The sequence below is a fragment of the Streptomyces sp. MMBL 11-1 genome (assembly GCF_028622875.1).
In the GTDB taxonomy this organism is placed as follows: Bacteria; Actinomycetota; Actinomycetes; order Streptomycetales; family Streptomycetaceae; genus Streptomyces.
In genome coordinates, this window is sequence record NZ_CP117709.1 from 778,080 (window position 1) to 795,383 (window position 17,304).

Here is a 17,304-nt window from a genome sequence, read left to right on the forward strand (position 1 = left end):
ACAGGTGAGAGCCGTCCGCCCGGCGACGTACGCTCGGAGGCATGACCACCAACGATCTTCCCGTGATCGCCGCAGTCGACGGCTCCACGCACAGCCGGCAGGCGCTCGACTGGGCCACCCACGAAGCCGTGCGGCGGGGGCTGCCCCTGCTGATCGTCCACGTCCGCCCGCTCACCCGGCAGGTGGACGAGGAGACCGGACGGCGTGAGGCGGAGGCCCTCCTGGCCGAGTCCGTGCGCCGGAGCGCGGCCATCGCTCCGGAGCTGCGGCCCTCGACCCTGGCCCCGCTGGACTTCCCGTCGGCCGCCCTGGTCTCGCTCGGCCGGGACGCGTCGATGATCGTGGTCGGATCGCGCGGGCTCGGCGGCTTCCGCTCGCTGATGGTCGGTTCCAACAGCCTCGCCACCGCGTCGATGGCGAGCTGCCCCGTCATCGTCGTGCAGGAGGACCGCCCGGAGGGGGACGACGACCGGGCCGGGGACGCGGGGGCCTTCACCGACATCGTGGCGGGGGTGGCCGCGGACGAGAGCAGCGAGGCGGTCCTGGAGTTCGCCTTCGCCACCGCGGCTTCCCGGCCGGGCGCCCGGCTGCGGATCGTGCACGGCTGGACGATGTTCTCCTCCATGCTCGCGGGCGGCCCCGTCCTGGACCGGCAGGAGGCGGCGGGCTCGGCCGCCCGGACCCTGGCCGAGCTGACCTCGGGGTGGCACGAGAGGTACCCGCAGGTGGAGATCGTCCGGGAGCCGGTCAACGGTTCGGCCGCACGCACCCTGGTGACCGCGTCGGCGACGGCGGCCCTGACGGTGATCGGCCGCCGCAAGGGCGGCGAGTCGCTCGGGCTCGGGCTGTCCCCGGTGGCGCAGACGGCGGTCACGCACGCGCTGGGTCCGGTCGCCGTCGTGCCCTGCTGAGCCGCTCCTCCGTTTCCCGGCGACGGAGGCCGCTCCCCGGTCCGCGGTCTCCGGTCCGCGGTCTCCGGTTTTCGGTCTTCGGTCTTCGGTCTTCGGTGAGCGTCTTCCCCGGCCCGTCCAGCGGTTCTCCCGTGCTCGGTGGAGTCGGCGTCGCGGCGGGCGTCCCGTCGGTGCGGCCCCCTTGGCCTGGCGGGCGGTGTGGCGGAGACTTGACCGATGACACAGCGTGTGGCACTCGCGACCGTGATGGACCGGCTTGCCATCGATGCGGTGATCACCGGGTATGCGGTGGCCGTCGACGACGGGGCCTGGTCGGACTACGGAGCCCTGTTCACCCCGGACGGCCGCGCGGACTACCGGGGCGCGGGAGGCGTGGAGGGCCCGGCCGAGGAGACCGCCCGGTGGCTCGACGAGTCCCTGCGCCTCTTCCCGGTGCGCCAGCACCTGATCGTCAACCGCCGGATCGAGCTGGAGGATCTGGGCGGCTATACGGGCGACCGGGCCGAGGTGCGGGCCGACTACCTCAATCCGATGTGCCTGGCACGGAAGACGGCGGGCGGCTCCGGAGCGGACGGGCCGGACCGGACGGACGACGGGCGGACGGGGAGCGCCGCGCCCGACTTCGTGGCCGGCGGCCGCTGCACCTTCGAGCTGCGACGCGCCGAACCGGGCTGGCTCATCCGTACGGTCACCGTTCATGAGAAGTGGCGCCGGACGCCAGGCGTGTAGGACCCCGGCCTCCACCGTCGTCGCCGCCCGGAGGGCACCGGTTCCGTCCGCCGTGCCCCGCCCGGCCCGCGTCCTGTGTCCGGCGGGGATCACCTCCCCCACACTGGGTATCCAGGGGTTGACGCGCTGACGGCGACCGCCCGCCCGCGCACGACCGAGGAGGCACGGCATGCGAATCCGGGGTGGGCGTCGCGCGGTCGGCCGGAACGCGGCCGGCTCGTCCGGTGAAGGCGGCGGCGCCTCCGGTGGCGGGCCGGCGGCCGGCGGCCGGGTCTCCGCGGGCGCGGGAACGCTCTCGTCGCCCTGGGTCCGGGGCGCGGCGGCGCTGCTCGCCGGGGCGCTGCCCGCGCTCGCCTTCCCCGCGCCCGGACTCTGGTGGTTCGCCTACGGGGCGCTGGTCCCCTGGCTGCTGCTGATCCGCACCGCGCCCTCCCCCCGCAGGGCCGCGCTGGACGGCTGGATCGGCGGCATCGGCTTCGTCATCGCGGTGCACCACTGGCTGATCCCGAGCCTCCACGTCTTCATCGTGCTGCTGGCCGCCCTGGTGGGGCTGCTCTGGGCTCCCTGGGGGCTGCTGGTGTCCCGGCTGCTCGGCGGGTCTCCCTCCGCGCCGCGTGCCGTCGCCGCCGTGGTCGTCGTGCCCTCCGGGTGGCTGATGATCGAGCTGGTCCGGTCCTGGGAAGGGCTCGGCGGGCCCTGGGGGCTCCTCGGCGCGAGTCAGTGGGAGGTCGCCCCCGCCCTGCGGGTCGCCTCGGTGGGCGGGGTGTGGCTGGTGAGTCTGCTGGTGCTCGCGGTGAACACCGGTACGGCGCTGCTCATCGCCGACCGCACGGCCCGGACGACCGCCGGCGTCCTGCTGGTGGTGTGCGCCCTGTCCGTCGCGGCGATGTGGGCCTGGGCGCCGGGGCCCACGCCCACGGGCACGGTCCGGATCGCCGTCGTGCAGCCGGGCGTCGTGGAGGGACCGGGGAGCGTCGCCCGCCGCTTCGACCGGGGCGAGGAGCTGACCCGTTCGCTGCGGGGCCGGAACGTGGACCTGGTCGTGTGGGGCGAGAGCAGCATCGGGGCGGGTGCCTGGGAGCGCCCGGAGACCGCGCGGCGGCTGGCCGGGCTGTCCCGGCTGGTCGGTGCCGATCTGCTGGTCAATGTGGACGCCCGGCAGACGGACGGCTCGGGGCGGTCGGGGATCTTCAAGTCGGCGGTGCTCGTGGGCCCGGACGGGCCGACCGGGGACCGCTACGACAAGATGCGTCTGGTCCCGTTCGGCGAGTACGTTCCGGCCCGCTCCGTGCTGGGGTGGGCGACCTCCGTGGGCAAGGCGGCGGGCGAGGACCGGCTGCGCGGCGACCGCCAGGTGGTGATGACCCTGCCGGACGGGGCGCGGGGGCTGCGGATCGGCCCCCTGGTCTGCTTCGAGACGGCGTTCCCCGACATGAGCCGCGGGCTGGTGCGCGACGGGGCGCGGGTGATCGTCGCCCAGTCCGCCACCTCGACGTTCCAGGACAGCTGGGCCCCCGCCCAGCATGCCTCGCTGGGGGCGCTGCGGGCAGCCGAGAACGGCCGTCCGATGGTCCACTCGACGCTCACCGGGATCAGTGCGGCGTACGGGCCCCGGGGGGAGCGGGTGGGCCGCCCGCTCGGCACGGACGTGAGCGCGGCGGAGGTGTTCGAGCTGCCGCTGGCGCGCGGGAGCACGCTCTACGTCCGGCTCGGCGCCTGGCCGGTGTACGGGGCGCTGGCGGCGCTGGCCGTGCTGTGCGCCGTCGAGGGACTGCGGGCGCTCAGGAGGCCTGCGCCAGGGCCTCCCGGACCACCCGCTCGCACAGCTCATGGGTCGCCAGGGCGTCCCGGGCACTGAGCGTCTCGCCCCGGCGCACGGCGTCGAGGAAGGTGTGCACGCAGGCTTCGATGCCGCGCTGCCGGGCCACGGGGACCCAGTCGCCGCGCCGCCGCACGCTGGGCTGCCCCTTGTGGTCGACGATGTCCGCGAGGTTGAGGACCTGCCGCTTGGAGTCCTGTCCGGAGACTTCGAGGATCTCCTCGGTCGACCCGTTCAGCCGGTTCATCATGCCGATGGCGGTGAATCCGTCGCCGGACAGCTGGAGCACCACGTGGTGCATCAGCCCGTCCACGATCCGGGCCCGCACGGTGGTGTGGTCGACGGTGCCCGGGACCAGGAAGCGCAGGGTGTCGACGACGTGGATGAAGTCGTCGAGGACCATCGTCCGGGGGTCCTCGGGCAGTCCGACCCGGTTCTTCTGCAGGAGGATCAGCTCGCGCGGGTGCTCCGCGCACTGCGCGTAGCCCGGGGCGAGGCGGCGGTTGAAGCCGACGGCGAGACTGACGCCGCGTTCCTCGGCGAGGTTCACCAGCCGCTCGGAGTCGGCGTACTCATAGGCGATCGGCTTGTCGACATAGGTGGCGACGCCGGCTTCGACGAGCCGTTCCACGATCTGCGGGTGCACGGCGGTCGGGGCGTGCACGAACGCCGCGTCCAGCCCGGCGGCGAGGAGGGAGTCGAGGGTCGTGTGACGTGCGCCGGCCGGAACGCGGTGGGTGTCGCCGACCGCGTGGAGCGTGGCGGGGGTGCGGGTCTGCAGATGCAGTTCGACCCCCGGTACGGCGCTGAGCACCGGCAGGTACGCCTTCCGCGCGATGTCGCCGAGCCCGATGCAACCGATCTTCACGAGGTCTCCTGTCGCCGTGTCGCGCCGTGGTGCGCGGCTGTTCGCGCCCCGGCAGCATACGTCGCCGCCGTCTTTCGCCCTCCTGCCGGTCCGCTCGTGAATTCCCTGGCCAGGACCATGATCATGAGTCACGATGGCCCCCATGACTTCTCCGGAACGCTCCGAACCCGCTCTCGACGCCGCCGAACGCCCCATGCTGGAGGGCTGGCTCGACTACCACCGCGCGACCATGGCCATGAAGTGCGCGGGGCTGACGGACGCCCAGGTGCGCGAGGCCTCGGTGCCGCCGTCCGCCTTCACGTTGCTCGGGCTCCTGCGGCACATGGCCGAGGTGGAGCGCGGCTGGTTCCGTGAGGTGCTGGCGGGCGAGGAACTGCCGGACCTCTTCTGCACCGAGGAGGATCCCGACGGTGAGTGGCACGTGACGGAGTCGGACACCTGGGCCGAGGCGGATGCCGCCTGGCGGGCGGAGGTCGCGGCGGCCCGGAAGAACGCCGCCGCGTATCACCTGGACGACTTCTCCAAGGGCGTCGGCTCGGCGGGCGAGCCGTTCAATCTGCGCTGGATCTACACGCACATGATCGAGGAGTACGCACGGCACAACGGCCACGCCGACCTGGTGCGCGAGCGCGTGGACGGCGCCACCGGCGACTGACGGCCGCCGCCCCGGCGAGCGCGGTCCGGGCGCGCCGTCGACCGGGTCACCCGTGCGGGCCATTCCTCGCCCATCGGGCCCCCGACGGGCGGGCCGCACCGCAGAGTTACCGGGTGCAGAGAACCAGAATCGTCGCGAAACTCCTGGTCGGGCTGACGGTCACGGCCGTCTCCGGCTGCGTCTCGGTGGAGCCCCGGGCCGTTCCCCCGCCGTATCCCGGCGCCACCGGGCCTGCCCAGGACGTGGCCCCGCAGATCGTGCGGCCACCCGCCCGTGAGGCGTTGGAGGCCGTGCCGGACCCGAGCCCGTCGGCGGCCCCGCCGCCCTCCCCCGCGCCCCCGGTGGCCGGCTCCCCTTCGGATTCCCGGCGCACCGGGCAGGCGGGGGTCTCCCGACCGAGAGGCCAGGCGGACCCGCCGGGGTCCCGGGAGCCTCGCCGGGTCCGGGGCGTCCCGTCCGTCACCGTGCCCGCCCTGCCGCGCGTCCCCGGTGTCGGGGCGGACGTCTGCGCGCTCGGCCGGGGGTACGGGGGCTGGCCCGCGGGCAGTCCGGAGTCCCGTATCTGCTCGGAGACGTACGGCCGCTGACGCTCCCGCCCTCGCGCGGGCGCCGGGGGTCACTGCTCCCGCATGCGGAGCTCCAGGCGGTCGATGGCGGCGCGGACCCCGCCGCCGTACCCGTCGTCCGCGAGCGACTCGGCCGCTTCGCGGGCCCGCCGGAGGTGGATCCGGGCCGAGTCGGGGCGCTGGAGTTTGAGGTAGTCCGCCGCGAGGTTGAGGTGCAGCGAGGGGTAGAACGCCCGGACGGCCGGGGTGTCGCGGTGTTCCGCCGACCGGGTCCCGCCGCGCCCCTCGCCGCCGTCCGGCCCGTCCCCGCCGTCCCGCTCCTCTGCGGTCCTCAGCCCCTCGGCGGCCGTCAGGGCGCGCAGGTCCCAGGCCAGCTCGTCGCCGGGGTCGTCCTGGGTGTCGGCCATGTAGTGCGCGAGGGTGCAGCGGTGCAGGGCGTCGCCGTCCGCTCCGAGCTCCGACCAGAGCGCGCCGAAGCGGTTGCGGGCTTCCTCCCGGTCACCTCCGTGGAGCAGCATGATCGCCTGGCCGATCCTGGTCATGACGGCGTCGTCGGACGCCTCCTGCTGCTCCACCACTGCGGTCTCCTCGTCGCCCGTCCAGCCGGTTGCCGTCGGTCCGACGCTAACGCGGAATTCCGCATAACCGGTCAGACACGGGCGTCGAGGCCCGTCGGCCGGGCCCGTCGGCCGGGGCTCGTCAGCCGAGTTCGGGGATCCGCCAGTCGATCGGCTGGTGCCCCTGGGCGGCCACCGCCTCGTTGATCTGCGTGAAGGGGCGGGAGCCGAAGAACTTCTTGGCGGAGAGCGGCGAGGGGTGCGCTCCCTTCACCACCACGTGGCGCTCCTCGTCGATCAGGGGCAGCTTCTTCTGCGCGTAGTTGCCCCAGAGCACGAAGACCGCCGGGTCGGGCCGGTCGGCGACGGCGCGGATCACCGCGTCGGTGATCTTCTCCCAGCCCTTGTTCTTGTGGGAGTTGGCCTCGCCGCCCCGGACGGTGAGCACGGCGTTGAGCAGGAGGACGCCCTGCTCGGCCCACGGCATCAGATAGCCGTTGTCCGGGATCGGCAGGCCGAGCTCCTGCTGCATCTCCTTGTAGATGTTGCGCAGCGACGGCGGTGTCCTGACCCCGGGGCGCACCGAGAAGCAGAGCCCGTGCCCCTGGCCCTCGCCGTGATACGGGTCCTGGCCGAGGACGAGGACCTTCACCTTCTCGTACGGAGTGGCGTCCAGGGCTGCGAAGACCTGCTCGCGCGGCGGATACACGGGGCCCTTGGCCCGCTCCTCCTCGACGAAGTCCGCCAGTTCCTTGACGTACGGCTTCTGGAGTTCTTCGCCGAGGACGGCGCGCCAGGACTCGGGCAGCAGGTCGATATCGGTCACGTCCACAACCTCCGGTGAGCAACAGGTTCTTGATCCCAGAACCTACCGGGCTCCACTGACAACGGACCCGGGGGACCTTTCCGTACGGCCGCTACCAGCTGGCCTTGCGGTACAGCTCCCACAGTTGCATCACGGTCTGCGGGTCGAGTGCGCGCTCGGTGCCGCCGATGTCCTCGCCCGAGGCGATGTACGGCTTGGCCTGCCACAGGGGCAGCAGGCGCACGTCCTCGACGAGGATCTCCTGGGCCCGCTCGAACTGCTTGCTGACCGCGCCCCGGTCGCTCTCCTGCCGCGAGGCGGGGATCAGCTGCTGGGTGATCTCCTTGTTGATGTACGGGGTGCCGGTGACGCTCTCCTTGCCCACGAAGGGCGCGATGAAGTTGTCGGGGTCCGGGAAGTCCGGGAACCAGCCGCGGCCGAAGACCGGGTACTCGCCCTTGTTGAAGCCCTTCTGGAAGGCCGTCCAGGGCTCGCCCCGCAGCGTGATCCTGAACAGTCCGGAGGCCTCCAGCTGCCGCTTGAGCTCCTCGAACTCGGGCTCCGTGGAGGAGCCGTACCGGTCGGTGGTGTACCAGAACGTCATCTTCACGGGCTCGGTGATGCCGGCCTTGGTGAGGATGTTCTTCGCCTTCTTGACGTCCGGGTCGCCGAAGGTGTCGAAGAAGCTCGTGGTGTGTCCGGCGATGCCCCTGGGGACCATGGAGTAGAGCGGCTCGGCGGTTCCCCGGTAGACCTTGGCGACCAGGGCGTCGCGGTCGACCACGTGGGCGATGGCCTTGCGCACGGCGGGGTTCCCGGCGGCCGGGTCGTTCGGGTTGAAGACCAGGAAGCGGATGTCCGAGCCGGTGCTCTCGACGACCTGGAGGCCGGCGTTGTCGTCCTTGTTGTCCTCCAGGCTGACGACCTCCTCGGCGGTCAGCCCCCGGTAGGTGGCGTCGATCTCGTCCGCCTTGAGCGCGCTCACCATGGCGGCGGACTTCTCGAAGTAGCGGATGGTGACCGCGTCGTTCTTGCGGTTGGCGAAGCCCTTGTAGTCCGGGTTCTTCTTCAGCTCGGCGGTGGCCCGGTCCTTGTAGGACTCCAGGAGGTAGGGGCCGGAACCGGTGACCTTGCCGTCGTCGCGGATCTTGTCCTTGCGGTAGTCGCCGGGGGCGACGAGCGACATGGCGGGCGTGGCCAGGATGAACGGGAACGTGGCGTCCGACTTGTTCAGGTGGAAGACGACCGTGTCGTCGCCCTTGGTCTCGATCCGGTCCAGGGAGTCGAGCATCCCGGCCGGTCCGCCCTTGAAGTGGATGTCCACGATGCGGTCGATGGAGTACTTCACGGCCTCGGCGTCGAGCTTCTCGCCGTTGGAGAACGTGAGGTTCTTCTTGAGCGTGCACCGGTACGCCATGCTCGTGGCGTCGGTGAACTCGCAGGACTTCGCCGCGTCCGGCTCCGGGTTCGTGCTGCCTGAGGGGAAGCTCACCAAGGTCTGGTAAACGTTCCGCATCAGTTCCCAGGACCCGTCCCAGGCTGCCGCGGGATCGAGCGTGGACGGGGAGCTGGTCGTCCCGACGACTATCTTCTGGTCCGTTTCCGATCCGCTGTCGGAAAGGAGACCGCAGCCGGCCAGCAGAGAAAGGGAAGCTAGGGCTGCAGCAGCCTGCAGACTGGCCCGGTAGAACACGTGCACGCTCCTCGATCAGCCATGGGTCGGCAGACCATACCGCAGCGCCCCACCGGGTCAATCCGCTGGCCCGGCGGGGCACTTGGCTCAATCAAGGCCAAACCGGTCCAGGCCGCTCTCAGCCCACGCCGGCGTTGAGGAAAATTCCCCCGTCGACCACGAGGGTCTGTCCGGTGATCCAGTCGGCCTGTGCGGAGGTGAGGAAGGCCGCCGCGCCCCCGATGTCCTCGGGCACGCCGAGCCGGCCCAGCGGATAGGCGGCGGCCGCCTCCGCTTCGCGGCCTTCGTAGAGGGCTTCGGCGAACCTGGTCTTGACCACGGCCGGGGCAATGGCGTTGACCCGGACGACCGGGGCGAACTCGTGCGCCAGCTGGAGCGTCAGGTTGACCATCGCCGCCTTGCTCATGCCGTACGCGCCGATGAACGGCGAGGCGGAGACCCCGGCGACCGAGGCGATGTTCACGATCGACCCGCCGTTCTCCTTCTGCCAGGCCTTCCAGGTCTGCTGGGCGAAGCCCAGGGCCGAGATCACGTTGGTCTCGTAGACCTTGCGGGCGACGTTCAGGTCGAGCTCCGCCATGGGGCCGAAGACCGGATTCGTCCCGGCGTTGTTCACCAGGTGGTCGACCCGGCCGAAGGCCTCCATCGTGCGCTCGACCGCCGCGGCCTGGTGCGCCTCGTCGTGCGCCTTGCCCGCGATGCCGATCACCCGGTCGGAGCCGAGCCGCTCGACGGCTTCCTTCAGGGCGTCCTCGCCCCGCCCGGTGATGGCCACCCGGTCGCCGCGGGCGACGAACGCCTCGGCGATCCCGTAGCCGATGCCCCGGCTCGCGCCCGTGACGAGGGCGACCTTTCCGCTGTCCTGCACCGTCATGTTGTCCGCTGCCCTTCGGATCAGTTGAGGGGTCCGCCGGCCACGTACATGACCTGGCCGGAGACGAAGCCCGCGTCGTCGCCCGCGAAGAAGGCGATGGCGTTGGCGACGTCCTCGGGACGGCCGACGCGCTGGACCGGGATCTGGGTTGCGGCGGCCGCCTGGAACTCCTCGAAGCCCATGCCGACGCGGGCGGCCGTCTGCGCGGTCATCTCCGTGACGATGAAGCCGGGCGCGACCGCGTTGGCGGTGACGCCGAACTTGCCCAGTTCCTTGGCGAGCGTCTTGGTGAGGCCCTGGAGCCCCGCCTTGACCGCGGAGTAGTTGGCCTGGCCCCGGTTGCCGAGGGCCGAGGAAGAGGAGAGCGAGACGATCCGGCCGAACTTGGCCTCGACCATGTGGGCCTGGACGGCCTTCGCCATCAGGAACGCGCCCTTGAGGTGCACGTTCATCACGAGGTCCCAGTCGGACTCGCTCATCTTGAACAGCAGGTTGTCGCGGAGCACGCCCGCGTTGTTCACGAGGATCGTCGGCGCGCCCAGCTCGGCGGCGACCCGCGCGACGGCGGCTTCCACCTGGCCGGCGTCCGACACGTCGCAGCCGACGGCGAGCGCGGTGCCCCCGGCGGCGGTGATCTTCTCGACCGTGTCCTTGCAGGCCGCCTCGTCGAGATCGAGTACGGCGACGGAACGGCCCTCGGCCGCGAGACGTACGGCGGTGGCGGCGCCGATGCCCCGCGCCGCTCCCGTCACGATGGCGACGCGCTGCTCGGTGGTGGACATGCTTGTTTCTCCTCGCCCTTGGATCGCGGCTCAGCGGACGTCGGGGCGTTTCCCTGACGGAAAGACGCCCGATCACTGAGCAACCGCTTAGTACCTTCAGCAGACGAGACGCTAGAAGCCCTGGCACCCGGTGTCAACGGCGCACGCCCCGGCGGGCCGCACGTCACACCGGGCGGCAGCGCACGCCGCTGTGCCGTCGCGGTCCCGCCGGGGTGTGGATCAGCGCACGAGGAGGTCGAGCAGCCGTTCCACCTCGCCGGCCGGGTCGGTGGTCAGGCCGCTGTGCACGGCGCCGGGCTGGACGACCGTGGAGCGCGGGGCGATCAGCCAGCGGAACCGCCGTCCGGCGTCGTCGCCCGCCGCCTGACCGGCGCCCTCGCCCCCGCCGCAGACCCCTTCGACGGCGCGCAGGGCGGCCCGCACCCCGGCGGCGTCGGCCCCCGGGTCCAGCGCGAGCAGCTTCGCCTCGTCGAGGTGCGTACGGGCGGCGACGAACGAGTGGGCCCGGCAGTAGACGAGCACCCCGGCGTTGAAGCATTCCCCCCGCTCGACCCGGGGCACGACGCGCAGCAGCGCGTACTCGAAGACGTCGCGCCGCGTCATCGGCCGTCCTCCTCGGCGGCACCGGCGGCTGCCGCGGTCCGGCCGCCGCCGGGCTTCTGCCGGGGAGGCAGACGCTCGGTGAGCCAGCCGGGAGCCTGGGAGGGCCGGGTCGCGGCCGGCGCGTCCAGGGTGATCCGCTCGTGGATGTCGGCGGCCCGCGCGAGCAGCGGCGCGATGTAGGCCCGGCGCACCTCGTCGGCGGAGGCGAAGCCGGGCTCGTCGGCCAGCCAGACGTCGGGCACGTCGGCGGCCACCTCGGCGAGCAGTTCTTCGGTGACCAGCGGGGCGAGCTCGGCGGCCGCGGCCGCGATGTCCGGCCCGAAGGGCGCCAGGACGTGGTCCGAGGCGTTGTACGGCTTGGCGGCGGACGTCTGGGCGCCGGGCCAGTTGTGGTGCCAGATCATGGTCGCGCCGTGGTCGATGAGCCAGAGGTCGCCGTGCCAGACGAGCAGGTTGGGGTTGCGCCAGGAGCGGTCGACGTTGTTGATCAGCGCGTCGAACCAGACGACCCGCCCGGCCTCGGCCGCCCCGACCTCGTACGCGAGCGGATCGAACCCGAACGAGCCCGGCAGGTAGTCCATCCCGAGGTTCAGTCCGCCGCTCGCGCGGAGCAGCTCCTGCACCTCCTCGTCGGGCTCGGCGAGTCCGATGACGGGGTCGAGCTCGATGGTCACCAGCTCGGGCACCCGCAGCCCCAGCCGACGGCCCAGTTCCCCGCAGATGATCTCCGCGACGAGCGTCTTGCGGCCCTGGCCCGCCCCGGTGAACTTCATGACGTACGTACCCAGGTCGTCGGCCTCGACGATCCCGGGGAGCGAGCCGCCCTCACGCAAAGGCGTGACATAGCGGGTCGCTACGACCTCTTCCAGCACTTTCCCAGGCCACCTATCTGTTCATCCTTGCAATCCACGGACTGCCGCTCGGGGGCGTTGAGACGGGGATCGCCGGTCGACGGCGCTGGGGAGAATCCGGGGAGCTTCGGCGGACGAACCGGCGTCCCCGCTCCCCCAGCAGACCGTCGATGGTGCCGCGCCCCTCACCGCCTGCTTCCGGCATGAAGAGAACAGAGTAACCGAGGGTGATCGTCGGCGAGGAGGGCCCGGGCCACCGGGCAAGGGTCGCGACGGACCGTCCGACTTCGCGGCCCCGAACCGCGCGGAGGGCCCGCTCGCGCCCCGTGCGGCGGCGCCCTCGACGTTCCCGGTCCCGGTCGATCCACTCCCGCCGGGCCACGGGGCCCGCGACCTTCAGGCCTCCGCGCGCGGCGGTTCCGGGACGACGGCGCCCAGGGCCGGTTCGGCGTAGACGTACTCCTCGATCCGGTCGATGAGACCGTCCTGGAAGCGGAAGTAGACCGCGGCGTGGACATCGCCGCGGGACCCGTCGTTCCCGGTCAGGTGCAGCACGTGCTGCTGGAACACCTCGTCGGGATTGCGGAACCGGCGGATCACGTCGTAGCTCAGCGAGTCGACGCCCGCGGTGAAGGACCTGAGCCGCTCCAGGCTCTCCTCGATCGGCTGTTCGCCCTGGCCGTCGTTCTGCCGCACCGTGGCGGCCTCGGTGCACATCGTCCGAGCGGCGGTGAAGTCGAACGCCTCCAGACTCCGCAGAAACAGGTTCACCCGGTCGTCGATGTCGTGTGTCATGGCGGTTTCCCTTCCTGATGTGGTGACGCAGGCGCTGTCGGCAGCCGGTCGCGGCCCGGTCAGGGACGGAAGAGGAGCCCGAGTGCGCGCAGGTCGGTGACGTACTTGCGGATCAGGTCCGGCGACACCCGGGGGATGTCGCCCCCGGGGCCGACCCCCGCCGCCCTTACGGCGGCGTGGAAGCGCCCGGCGGGGAGCGGCGACCCCGGGGCGCCCTCGCCGGGTTGCGCGTAGGCGCCGAGCAGCGGGAGCAGCGAGTGCCTCCGGTGTTTCTCCGGCAGGGCGCGGAGCGCCGCGGTGAAGCGGGTGAGCCAGGCGCCGTGGTCGTCGATCCGCCTGATCGGGTGGCCGGCCTCGATGAGCCAGTCGACGAAGGTGTCCAGGGAGACGCCGTCGTCGTGCGGGTTGACCACGTTGAAGGTCCGGTGGCCCTCGGTGGTCCGTGCGCCGAGCGCGACGACGGCCTCCGCGGTGAAGTCGACCGGCAGGCCGTCGTGGTGCGCACGGGACCCCGCCCGGTAGAACGAGCCGGGCGCGATGCCGGTGGCGACCAGGCTGAGCAGCAGGCGGGTGAGGACGTCGGGCACGTTGACCTGCCCGGCGTACGTGCTGTGCGCCAGGAGCAGGTCGGACCGGAAGACGGTGACCGGCAGGCCGTAGCGCTCGTGCGCTTCCCGGAGCAGGACCTCGCCGGCCCATTTGCTGGTCGCGTACCCGTCGGCGTACCCCTGGCCGATGCTCCGTACCGGGCTGGTGGCGCGGATGTCGGCGTCCTCGGCAGGGGTTCCGAGGCAGACGGCGACCGTCGAGACGTAGGTGACGGGCTTCAGCCGCGCGGTGAGCGCCAGCCGGATCACTTCGGCGGTGCCGAGGACGTTGGGGCCGAACAGTTCGCTGTACGGCAGCAGGTGGTTGACCAGCGCGGCCGGGTGGACGATCAGGTCCACGGTGTCGGCCAGCTCCCGCCAGGTGTCCTCGCTCAGACCCAGCCGCGGTGCGCCGATGTCCCCCGCGAGCACCTCCAGGGTCTTCCCGGCCGCCGTGCGGTAGCGCCGGAGCAGCGCGGCGTCGCCGCTGTCGAAGGCTGCCTCCAGCCGCCTGGCCGCGACGGTCGCGTCGCTGCCGCGGACGAGGCAGATCAGCCGCCCGCCCGAGGACGCCAGCCGCTCCAGCCACTCCAGGCAGAGGAACCGGCCGAGGTAGCCGGTGGCTCCGGTCAGCAGGACCGTCCGTACGTCGCTGTCGGGGCGGGGCCTCGGCGGAACCGCGGCGAGCGTGGGCGCGTCGAGGAACTTCTCCAGGGTGAGGTCCCCGGCGCGGACTTCGGTGCGGTGCTCCCCGTGCACGGAGGCGAAGGTGGGCCGCCGCGTCCCGTCCGGCCGGCGGGCCGAAGCGATGTACCGCGCCACCTCCGCCAGATCATTGGCCGGGCTGATGATCACACCGACCGGGACGTCGACGTGGAAGATCTCCTTCATGAGCCCGGAGAACGACACGGCGGAGAGGGAGTCCCCGCCGAGGTCGGTGAAGTGCGCGCCGGGCCGGAGAGCGGTGCTCGCACATCCCAGCAGGGCCTGGGCGGCCCGGGTGACCGTCTCCTCCACCGGCCGGTCCGCCCCCGTGCGCCGCAGTTCGCCCAGCCGGCGGTCCTGGCCGTCGGCCAGCTGCTCGTACAGCAGCTCCAGGGCCGGCCCGTAGCGCTCCTTGAGGCGGGGGCGCAGGAGTTTGTGGCTCTCGGTGAAGAGGCCGTTTTCGGGGCTGAAGGGCTCGGTCTCGACGAGGATCCCGCGGGGGATCTCGTACGAGTTGAGTCCGGCCCCTCTGGCAGTGCTCCGGAGGGATTCCATGAGCAGCGGCCGGAGCGCTTCGGTGTCCCCGCCGCACCCGGCCAGCGCGGCCGGGGTGGGCACCACCACCGCGAGCAGGTAGGCGCGCTCGCTGTTGCCGTACAGGTAGAGGTGCTGGACGAGAGGGCTGCCGAGGAGAACGGTCTCCAGGCGGGACACGGCCACGAACTCGCCCTGGGACAGCTTCAGGGTGTCCTTCGTACGGTCGACGTAGACCAGCCGGTCGGGCCCGGTCTCGGCGAAGACGTCACCGGTGCGGTAGTAGCCGTCCGCGTCGAAGACCGTGGCGGTGAGGTCGGGGCGCCGGTAGTAGCCGGGGATGAGCGTGTGCGACTTGAGAAGGAGTTCGCCGCGCGGATACGGCAGGTCGGTCGCGTAGTAGCCCAGTTCGGGGACGTCCACCAGCTTGTAGTCGGTGACCGGAGGGCGCTGGACCACCGTGTCCAGCAGCACGCCGCCCGCTTCGGTGGAGCCGTAGCCGGTGTAGAGGTGGAAACCGAGGACGGACTCGACGAACGCCGCGAGCTCGGCGGAGAGCGGGGCGGTGCCGACGAACGCCTTGGCGACCCGTCCGCCCAGGAAGTCCTCCCGTATCGCCCTCCTGACCGCTGCCTCGGTGTCACCCGGCTCGCCGACCCGGCGGTCCAGCTCGCTCCGGTAGTGCTGGAGGAGCATGTCGCACAGGCGCGGGACCATGGTCAGCTCCGTGGGGCGGACCAGGGCGATGTCCTCGAACAGGGTGGACAGGTCGTCGGCGGCCGTGAAGTAGCCGGTGCCCCCCTTCAGGAGTGAGCCCATCACCGCGTAGCGGCCGGCGAGATGGCTCTGCGGAAGGTAGAGGACGCTGATCGCGGGGGTGTCGGCCGCCCCGTAGCTGAACCCGTACCACGCGGTGCTCAGGAGCCGTTGGGTGTACATGGCGCCCTTGGGTGCGCCGGTGCTGCCGGAGGTGTAGATGAGCAGGGAGAGCGGGTCCTCACCCGGGGCCGCGGTGTACAGGGGCGGGGGCGGCAGGGCGCTGCCCCGGTCGGTCAACTCGGCCAGTGTCTCCACGGCGACCGGGCTCCCGGCCCCGGCCAGGCGTTCCCGGGCGGCCGCCGCCCCGCGCGGGCCGGTGGCCCCCCGGCCGTGGTCGAAGACGACGAGGCGCCGGATCGTGCTCGACGCGAGGACCACGTCCACGGCGGTGTCCAGCCGGTCGACGCTCGCGGCCAGCACCGTCGGCTCGGACTCCGCGACGATCGGCGCCAGTCGGGACGGCGAGGCGTTGGACTGGAGCGGCACGGGCACGGCCCCCAGGTGGATGCACGCCAGGTCGAGCGTCGCGTAGTCGGTGCTGGTGAAGCCGAGGGTGCAGATCCGGTCGCCGGGGCCCAGGGGGTACTCCGGGTCGTGGTGCCACCGGCCGGCCAGCGCGCGGACACGGGACCACAGTTCGCGGTAGCTGATGGTGTCGAAGCGCGGGAGGAGCCGCCCGGTCTCCGGGTCCCGGGCGCGTTCGCCGAGGGCGGGCAGATCCCCGTGGCTCTCCAGTACGGACGCCATGACCTCGGCGAGCGCCCGGCCCGGGGCTACGGAGGCCAGGGCCTCGGCAAGCCCCTGGCCCGGGTCGCGCGCCGGCGCGGTGGCGGCGTCCAGCGGTTCGGCCATGGTGGATCCTCCGGTGGCGGTTCCGTGGTGGGGACGGTGCGGGGCGGGGCCGCTCGTGGGCGCGGCGGCCCGGTGGCCGGCCTCGGGCGGTACGGACGTCACCAGCGGACCGGCAGCGCAGCCACACCGCGGATGAGGCGTTCGGTCCGCCACGCGAGCTGGTCGGCGGGGACGGCGAGACGCAGACCGGGCAGGCGGGTGACGAGCGTTTCGAGGACGACGCGCAGTTCGACCCTGGCCAGTTGCGCGCCGAGGCAGTGGTGGATGCCGTAGCCGAAGGTGACGTGCGGGATCTGTTCGCGGTGGAAGTCGATCTCCTCGGGCCGGTCGAACACCTCGGAGTCGCGGTTGGCCATCCCGAGTTCGGCCACCACCGCGTCCCCGGCGCGAATGAGCTGCCCGCCCAGTTCGAGGTCCTCGGTGGCGACGCGGGTGAAGCCGGCGGTGGCGCTGATGGGGATGAACCGGGAGAGTTCCTCGACCGCTCGGGGGACGAGCGAGGGATCGGCGACGAGTTGCCGCCAGAGGGCGGGCCGGGTCAGCAGGGTGTAGACGAAGTTGCCGATCTGGTTGGCGGTGGCCTCCTGGCCGGCGGAGAGCAGACTGACGCCCAGGCTGACCAGCTCCTCCTCGCTCAGCGGGTCCTTCTCGTTGTCGGCGGCCAGCTCGCCCAGGAGGTCGTCGGTGGGCTCGGCGCGGCGCTGCTGGATCAGCTCCGCGAGATAGTCCCCGAGCTGTCGGCGGGCGTGTGCTGACTGTTCGGGGTCGTCGAGGATCAGCAGGCCGTCCACCCATTCGGTGAACCGGTCCTGGTCGGCGGACGGCACGCCGAGCATCTCGCAGATCACCGTGATCGGCAGCGGCCACGTGAGGACCGCCGCCAGGTCGGCGGGGCCGTCCCCTTCCGTCAGGGTGTCGACCAGACCGTTCACGATCTCCTCGATGCGGGGGCGGAGCGCGTCGATGCTGCGTACCGTGAACGCGCGCATCACCCGGCGTCGCAGCCGGCTGTGGTCCGGCGGGTCCATGCCCATGATGGAGGTCGACGGCGGGGCGACGGCCACCGTGCGGGGCACATGGTCGCCCGCGGCGGCGGCGCGGCTGAAGCGGGGGTCCGACAGCACGGTCCTGACCTCGGCGTACCGGGTGACGAGCCAGCCGTCGCCCCCGAAGGGCAGGCGCACCCGGAGCACGGGGTGTTCGCCGCAGACCTCGAACAGCGTGGGGTCCAGGTCGAGCCGGTCCACCGGACCGAACGGGTAGGCCCGTATCTCGTGTCCTGCGGCGGTCATCGTGTCC

The 17,304-nt window shown here is 72.3% G+C and carries 16 protein-coding genes; 5 read left to right on the top strand and 11 right to left on the bottom strand.

Annotation, left to right across the window (positions count from 1 at the left end; translation table 11 throughout):
• Positions 1–41 precede the first annotated feature (41 nt).
• From PSQ21_RS03250 to lnt, 3 genes are all read left to right on the top strand, one after another.
• Positions 42–911 carry a universal stress protein gene (locus tag PSQ21_RS03250; protein ID WP_274028884.1) on the top strand — a complete coding sequence of 290 codons (870 nt, stop codon included), beginning with the start codon at positions 42–44 and terminating at the stop codon, positions 909–911.
• Positions 912–1,127: 216 nt separating this feature from the next.
• The gene (locus PSQ21_RS03255) at positions 1,128–1,640 is read left to right on the top strand and encodes a nuclear transport factor 2 family protein (protein ID WP_274028885.1); all 513 of its coding nucleotides are present in this window, start codon (positions 1,128–1,130) and stop codon (positions 1,638–1,640) included.
• A 169-nt stretch (positions 1,641–1,809) separates the two neighbouring features.
• Positions 1,810–3,498: an apolipoprotein N-acyltransferase gene (gene lnt, locus PSQ21_RS03260; protein ID WP_274028886.1), complete on the top strand. Its 1,689-nt coding sequence runs from the start codon at positions 1,810–1,812 to the stop codon at positions 3,496–3,498.
• On the opposite strand, the gene PSQ21_RS03265 is transcribed toward lnt, so the two are convergent.
• Positions 3,422–4,327: a Gfo/Idh/MocA family protein gene (locus tag PSQ21_RS03265; protein WP_274028887.1), complete on the bottom strand. Its 906-nt coding sequence runs from the start codon at positions 4,325–4,327 to the stop codon at positions 3,422–3,424. The genes lnt and PSQ21_RS03265 overlap by 77 nt on opposite strands.
• Positions 4,328–4,460: 133 nt before the next feature.
• Here PSQ21_RS03265 and PSQ21_RS03270 point away from each other — a divergent pair, with 133 nt between their 5' ends.
• Positions 4,461–4,982 (top strand): DinB family protein, encoded by a 522-nt coding sequence (locus PSQ21_RS03270; RefSeq protein ID WP_397990942.1) that lies wholly within the window; start codon positions 4,461–4,463, stop codon positions 4,980–4,982.
• Between the two features lie 113 nt (positions 4,983–5,095).
• Positions 5,096–5,569: a hypothetical protein gene (locus PSQ21_RS03275; protein WP_274028889.1), complete on the top strand. Its 474-nt coding sequence runs from the start codon at positions 5,096–5,098 to the stop codon at positions 5,567–5,569.
• A gap of 29 nt (positions 5,570–5,598) precedes the next feature.
• Here the strand turns inward: PSQ21_RS03275 and PSQ21_RS03280 are convergent, their stop codons facing one another.
• From PSQ21_RS03280 to PSQ21_RS03325, 10 genes are all read right to left on the bottom strand, one after another.
• On the bottom strand, positions 5,599–6,126 hold the full coding sequence (locus tag PSQ21_RS03280; protein WP_274028890.1) for a hypothetical protein: 528 nt from the start codon (positions 6,124–6,126) through the stop codon (positions 5,599–5,601).
• Between the two features lie 121 nt (positions 6,127–6,247).
• Positions 6,248–6,937 (bottom strand): uracil-DNA glycosylase, encoded by a 690-nt coding sequence (locus PSQ21_RS03285; RefSeq protein WP_274028891.1) that lies wholly within the window; start codon positions 6,935–6,937, stop codon positions 6,248–6,250.
• 85 nt (positions 6,938–7,022) lie between these two features.
• The gene (locus PSQ21_RS03290) at positions 7,023–8,603 is read right to left on the bottom strand and encodes an ABC transporter substrate-binding protein (RefSeq protein WP_274028892.1); all 1,581 of its coding nucleotides are present in this window, start codon (positions 8,601–8,603) and stop codon (positions 7,023–7,025) included.
• 118 nt (positions 8,604–8,721) lie between these two features.
• Positions 8,722–9,477, bottom strand: coding sequence for an SDR family oxidoreductase (locus tag PSQ21_RS03295; RefSeq protein WP_274028893.1), 756 nt, complete (start codon positions 9,475–9,477; stop codon positions 8,722–8,724).
• A gap of 20 nt (positions 9,478–9,497) precedes the next feature.
• Positions 9,498–10,259 carry a 3-oxoacyl-ACP reductase FabG gene (fabG, locus tag PSQ21_RS03300; RefSeq protein WP_030582031.1) on the bottom strand — a complete coding sequence of 254 codons (762 nt, stop codon included), beginning with the start codon at positions 10,257–10,259 and terminating at the stop codon, positions 9,498–9,500.
• 219 nt (positions 10,260–10,478) lie between these two features.
• On the bottom strand, positions 10,479–10,862 hold the full coding sequence (locus PSQ21_RS03305) for a DUF3037 domain-containing protein (protein ID WP_274028894.1): 384 nt from the start codon (positions 10,860–10,862) through the stop codon (positions 10,479–10,481).
• Complete coding sequence (locus PSQ21_RS03310; RefSeq protein ID WP_274028895.1) at positions 10,859–11,734, bottom strand: HipA family kinase; 876 nt, start codon at positions 11,732–11,734, stop codon at positions 10,859–10,861. The genes PSQ21_RS03305 and PSQ21_RS03310 overlap by 4 nt, the downstream gene beginning before the upstream one ends.
• A 375-nt stretch (positions 11,735–12,109) precedes the next feature.
• Positions 12,110–12,508, bottom strand: a complete 399-nt coding sequence (locus tag PSQ21_RS03315) for a nuclear transport factor 2 family protein (RefSeq protein ID WP_274028896.1) — start codon at positions 12,506–12,508, stop codon at positions 12,110–12,112.
• A gap of 59 nt (positions 12,509–12,567) precedes the next feature.
• Positions 12,568–16,005 (bottom strand): carboxylic acid reductase, encoded by a 3,438-nt coding sequence (gene car, locus PSQ21_RS03320; protein ID WP_274028897.1) that lies wholly within the window; start codon positions 16,003–16,005, stop codon positions 12,568–12,570.
• A gap of 98 nt (positions 16,006–16,103) precedes the next feature.
• Positions 16,104–17,297, bottom strand: a complete 1,194-nt coding sequence (locus PSQ21_RS03325) for a cytochrome P450 (RefSeq protein WP_274028898.1) — start codon at positions 17,295–17,297, stop codon at positions 16,104–16,106.
• Between the last annotated feature and the right edge of the window lie 7 nt (positions 17,298–17,304).

Bases quoted from the DNA above. Each gene is read 5' to 3' on its own strand.
- lnt (WP_274028886.1), top strand. From the start codon at position 1,810: ATGCGAATCCGGGGTGGGCGTCGCGCGGTCGGCCGGAACGCGGCCGGC.
- PSQ21_RS03250 (WP_274028884.1), top strand. From the start codon at position 42: ATGACCACCAACGATCTTCCCGTGATCGCCGCAGTCGACGGCTCCACG.
- PSQ21_RS03295 (WP_274028893.1), bottom strand. From the start codon at position 9,477: ATGACGGTGCAGGACAGCGGAAAGGTCGCCCTCGTCACGGGCGCGAGC.
- PSQ21_RS03325 (WP_274028898.1), bottom strand. From the start codon at position 17,297: ATGACCGCCGCAGGACACGAGATACGGGCCTACCCGTTCGGTCCGGTG.
- PSQ21_RS03270 (WP_397990942.1), top strand. From the start codon at position 4,461: ATGGCCCCCATGACTTCTCCGGAACGCTCCGAACCCGCTCTCGACGCC.
- fabG (WP_030582031.1), bottom strand. From the start codon at position 10,259: ATGTCCACCACCGAGCAGCGCGTCGCCATCGTGACGGGAGCGGCGCGG.
- car (WP_274028897.1), bottom strand. From the start codon at position 16,005: ATGGCCGAACCGCTGGACGCCGCCACCGCGCCGGCGCGCGACCCGGGC.
- PSQ21_RS03315 (WP_274028896.1), bottom strand. From the start codon at position 12,508: ATGACACACGACATCGACGACCGGGTGAACCTGTTTCTGCGGAGTCTG.
- PSQ21_RS03255 (WP_274028885.1), top strand. From the start codon at position 1,128: ATGACACAGCGTGTGGCACTCGCGACCGTGATGGACCGGCTTGCCATC.
- PSQ21_RS03305 (WP_274028894.1), bottom strand. From the start codon at position 10,862: ATGACGCGGCGCGACGTCTTCGAGTACGCGCTGCTGCGCGTCGTGCCC.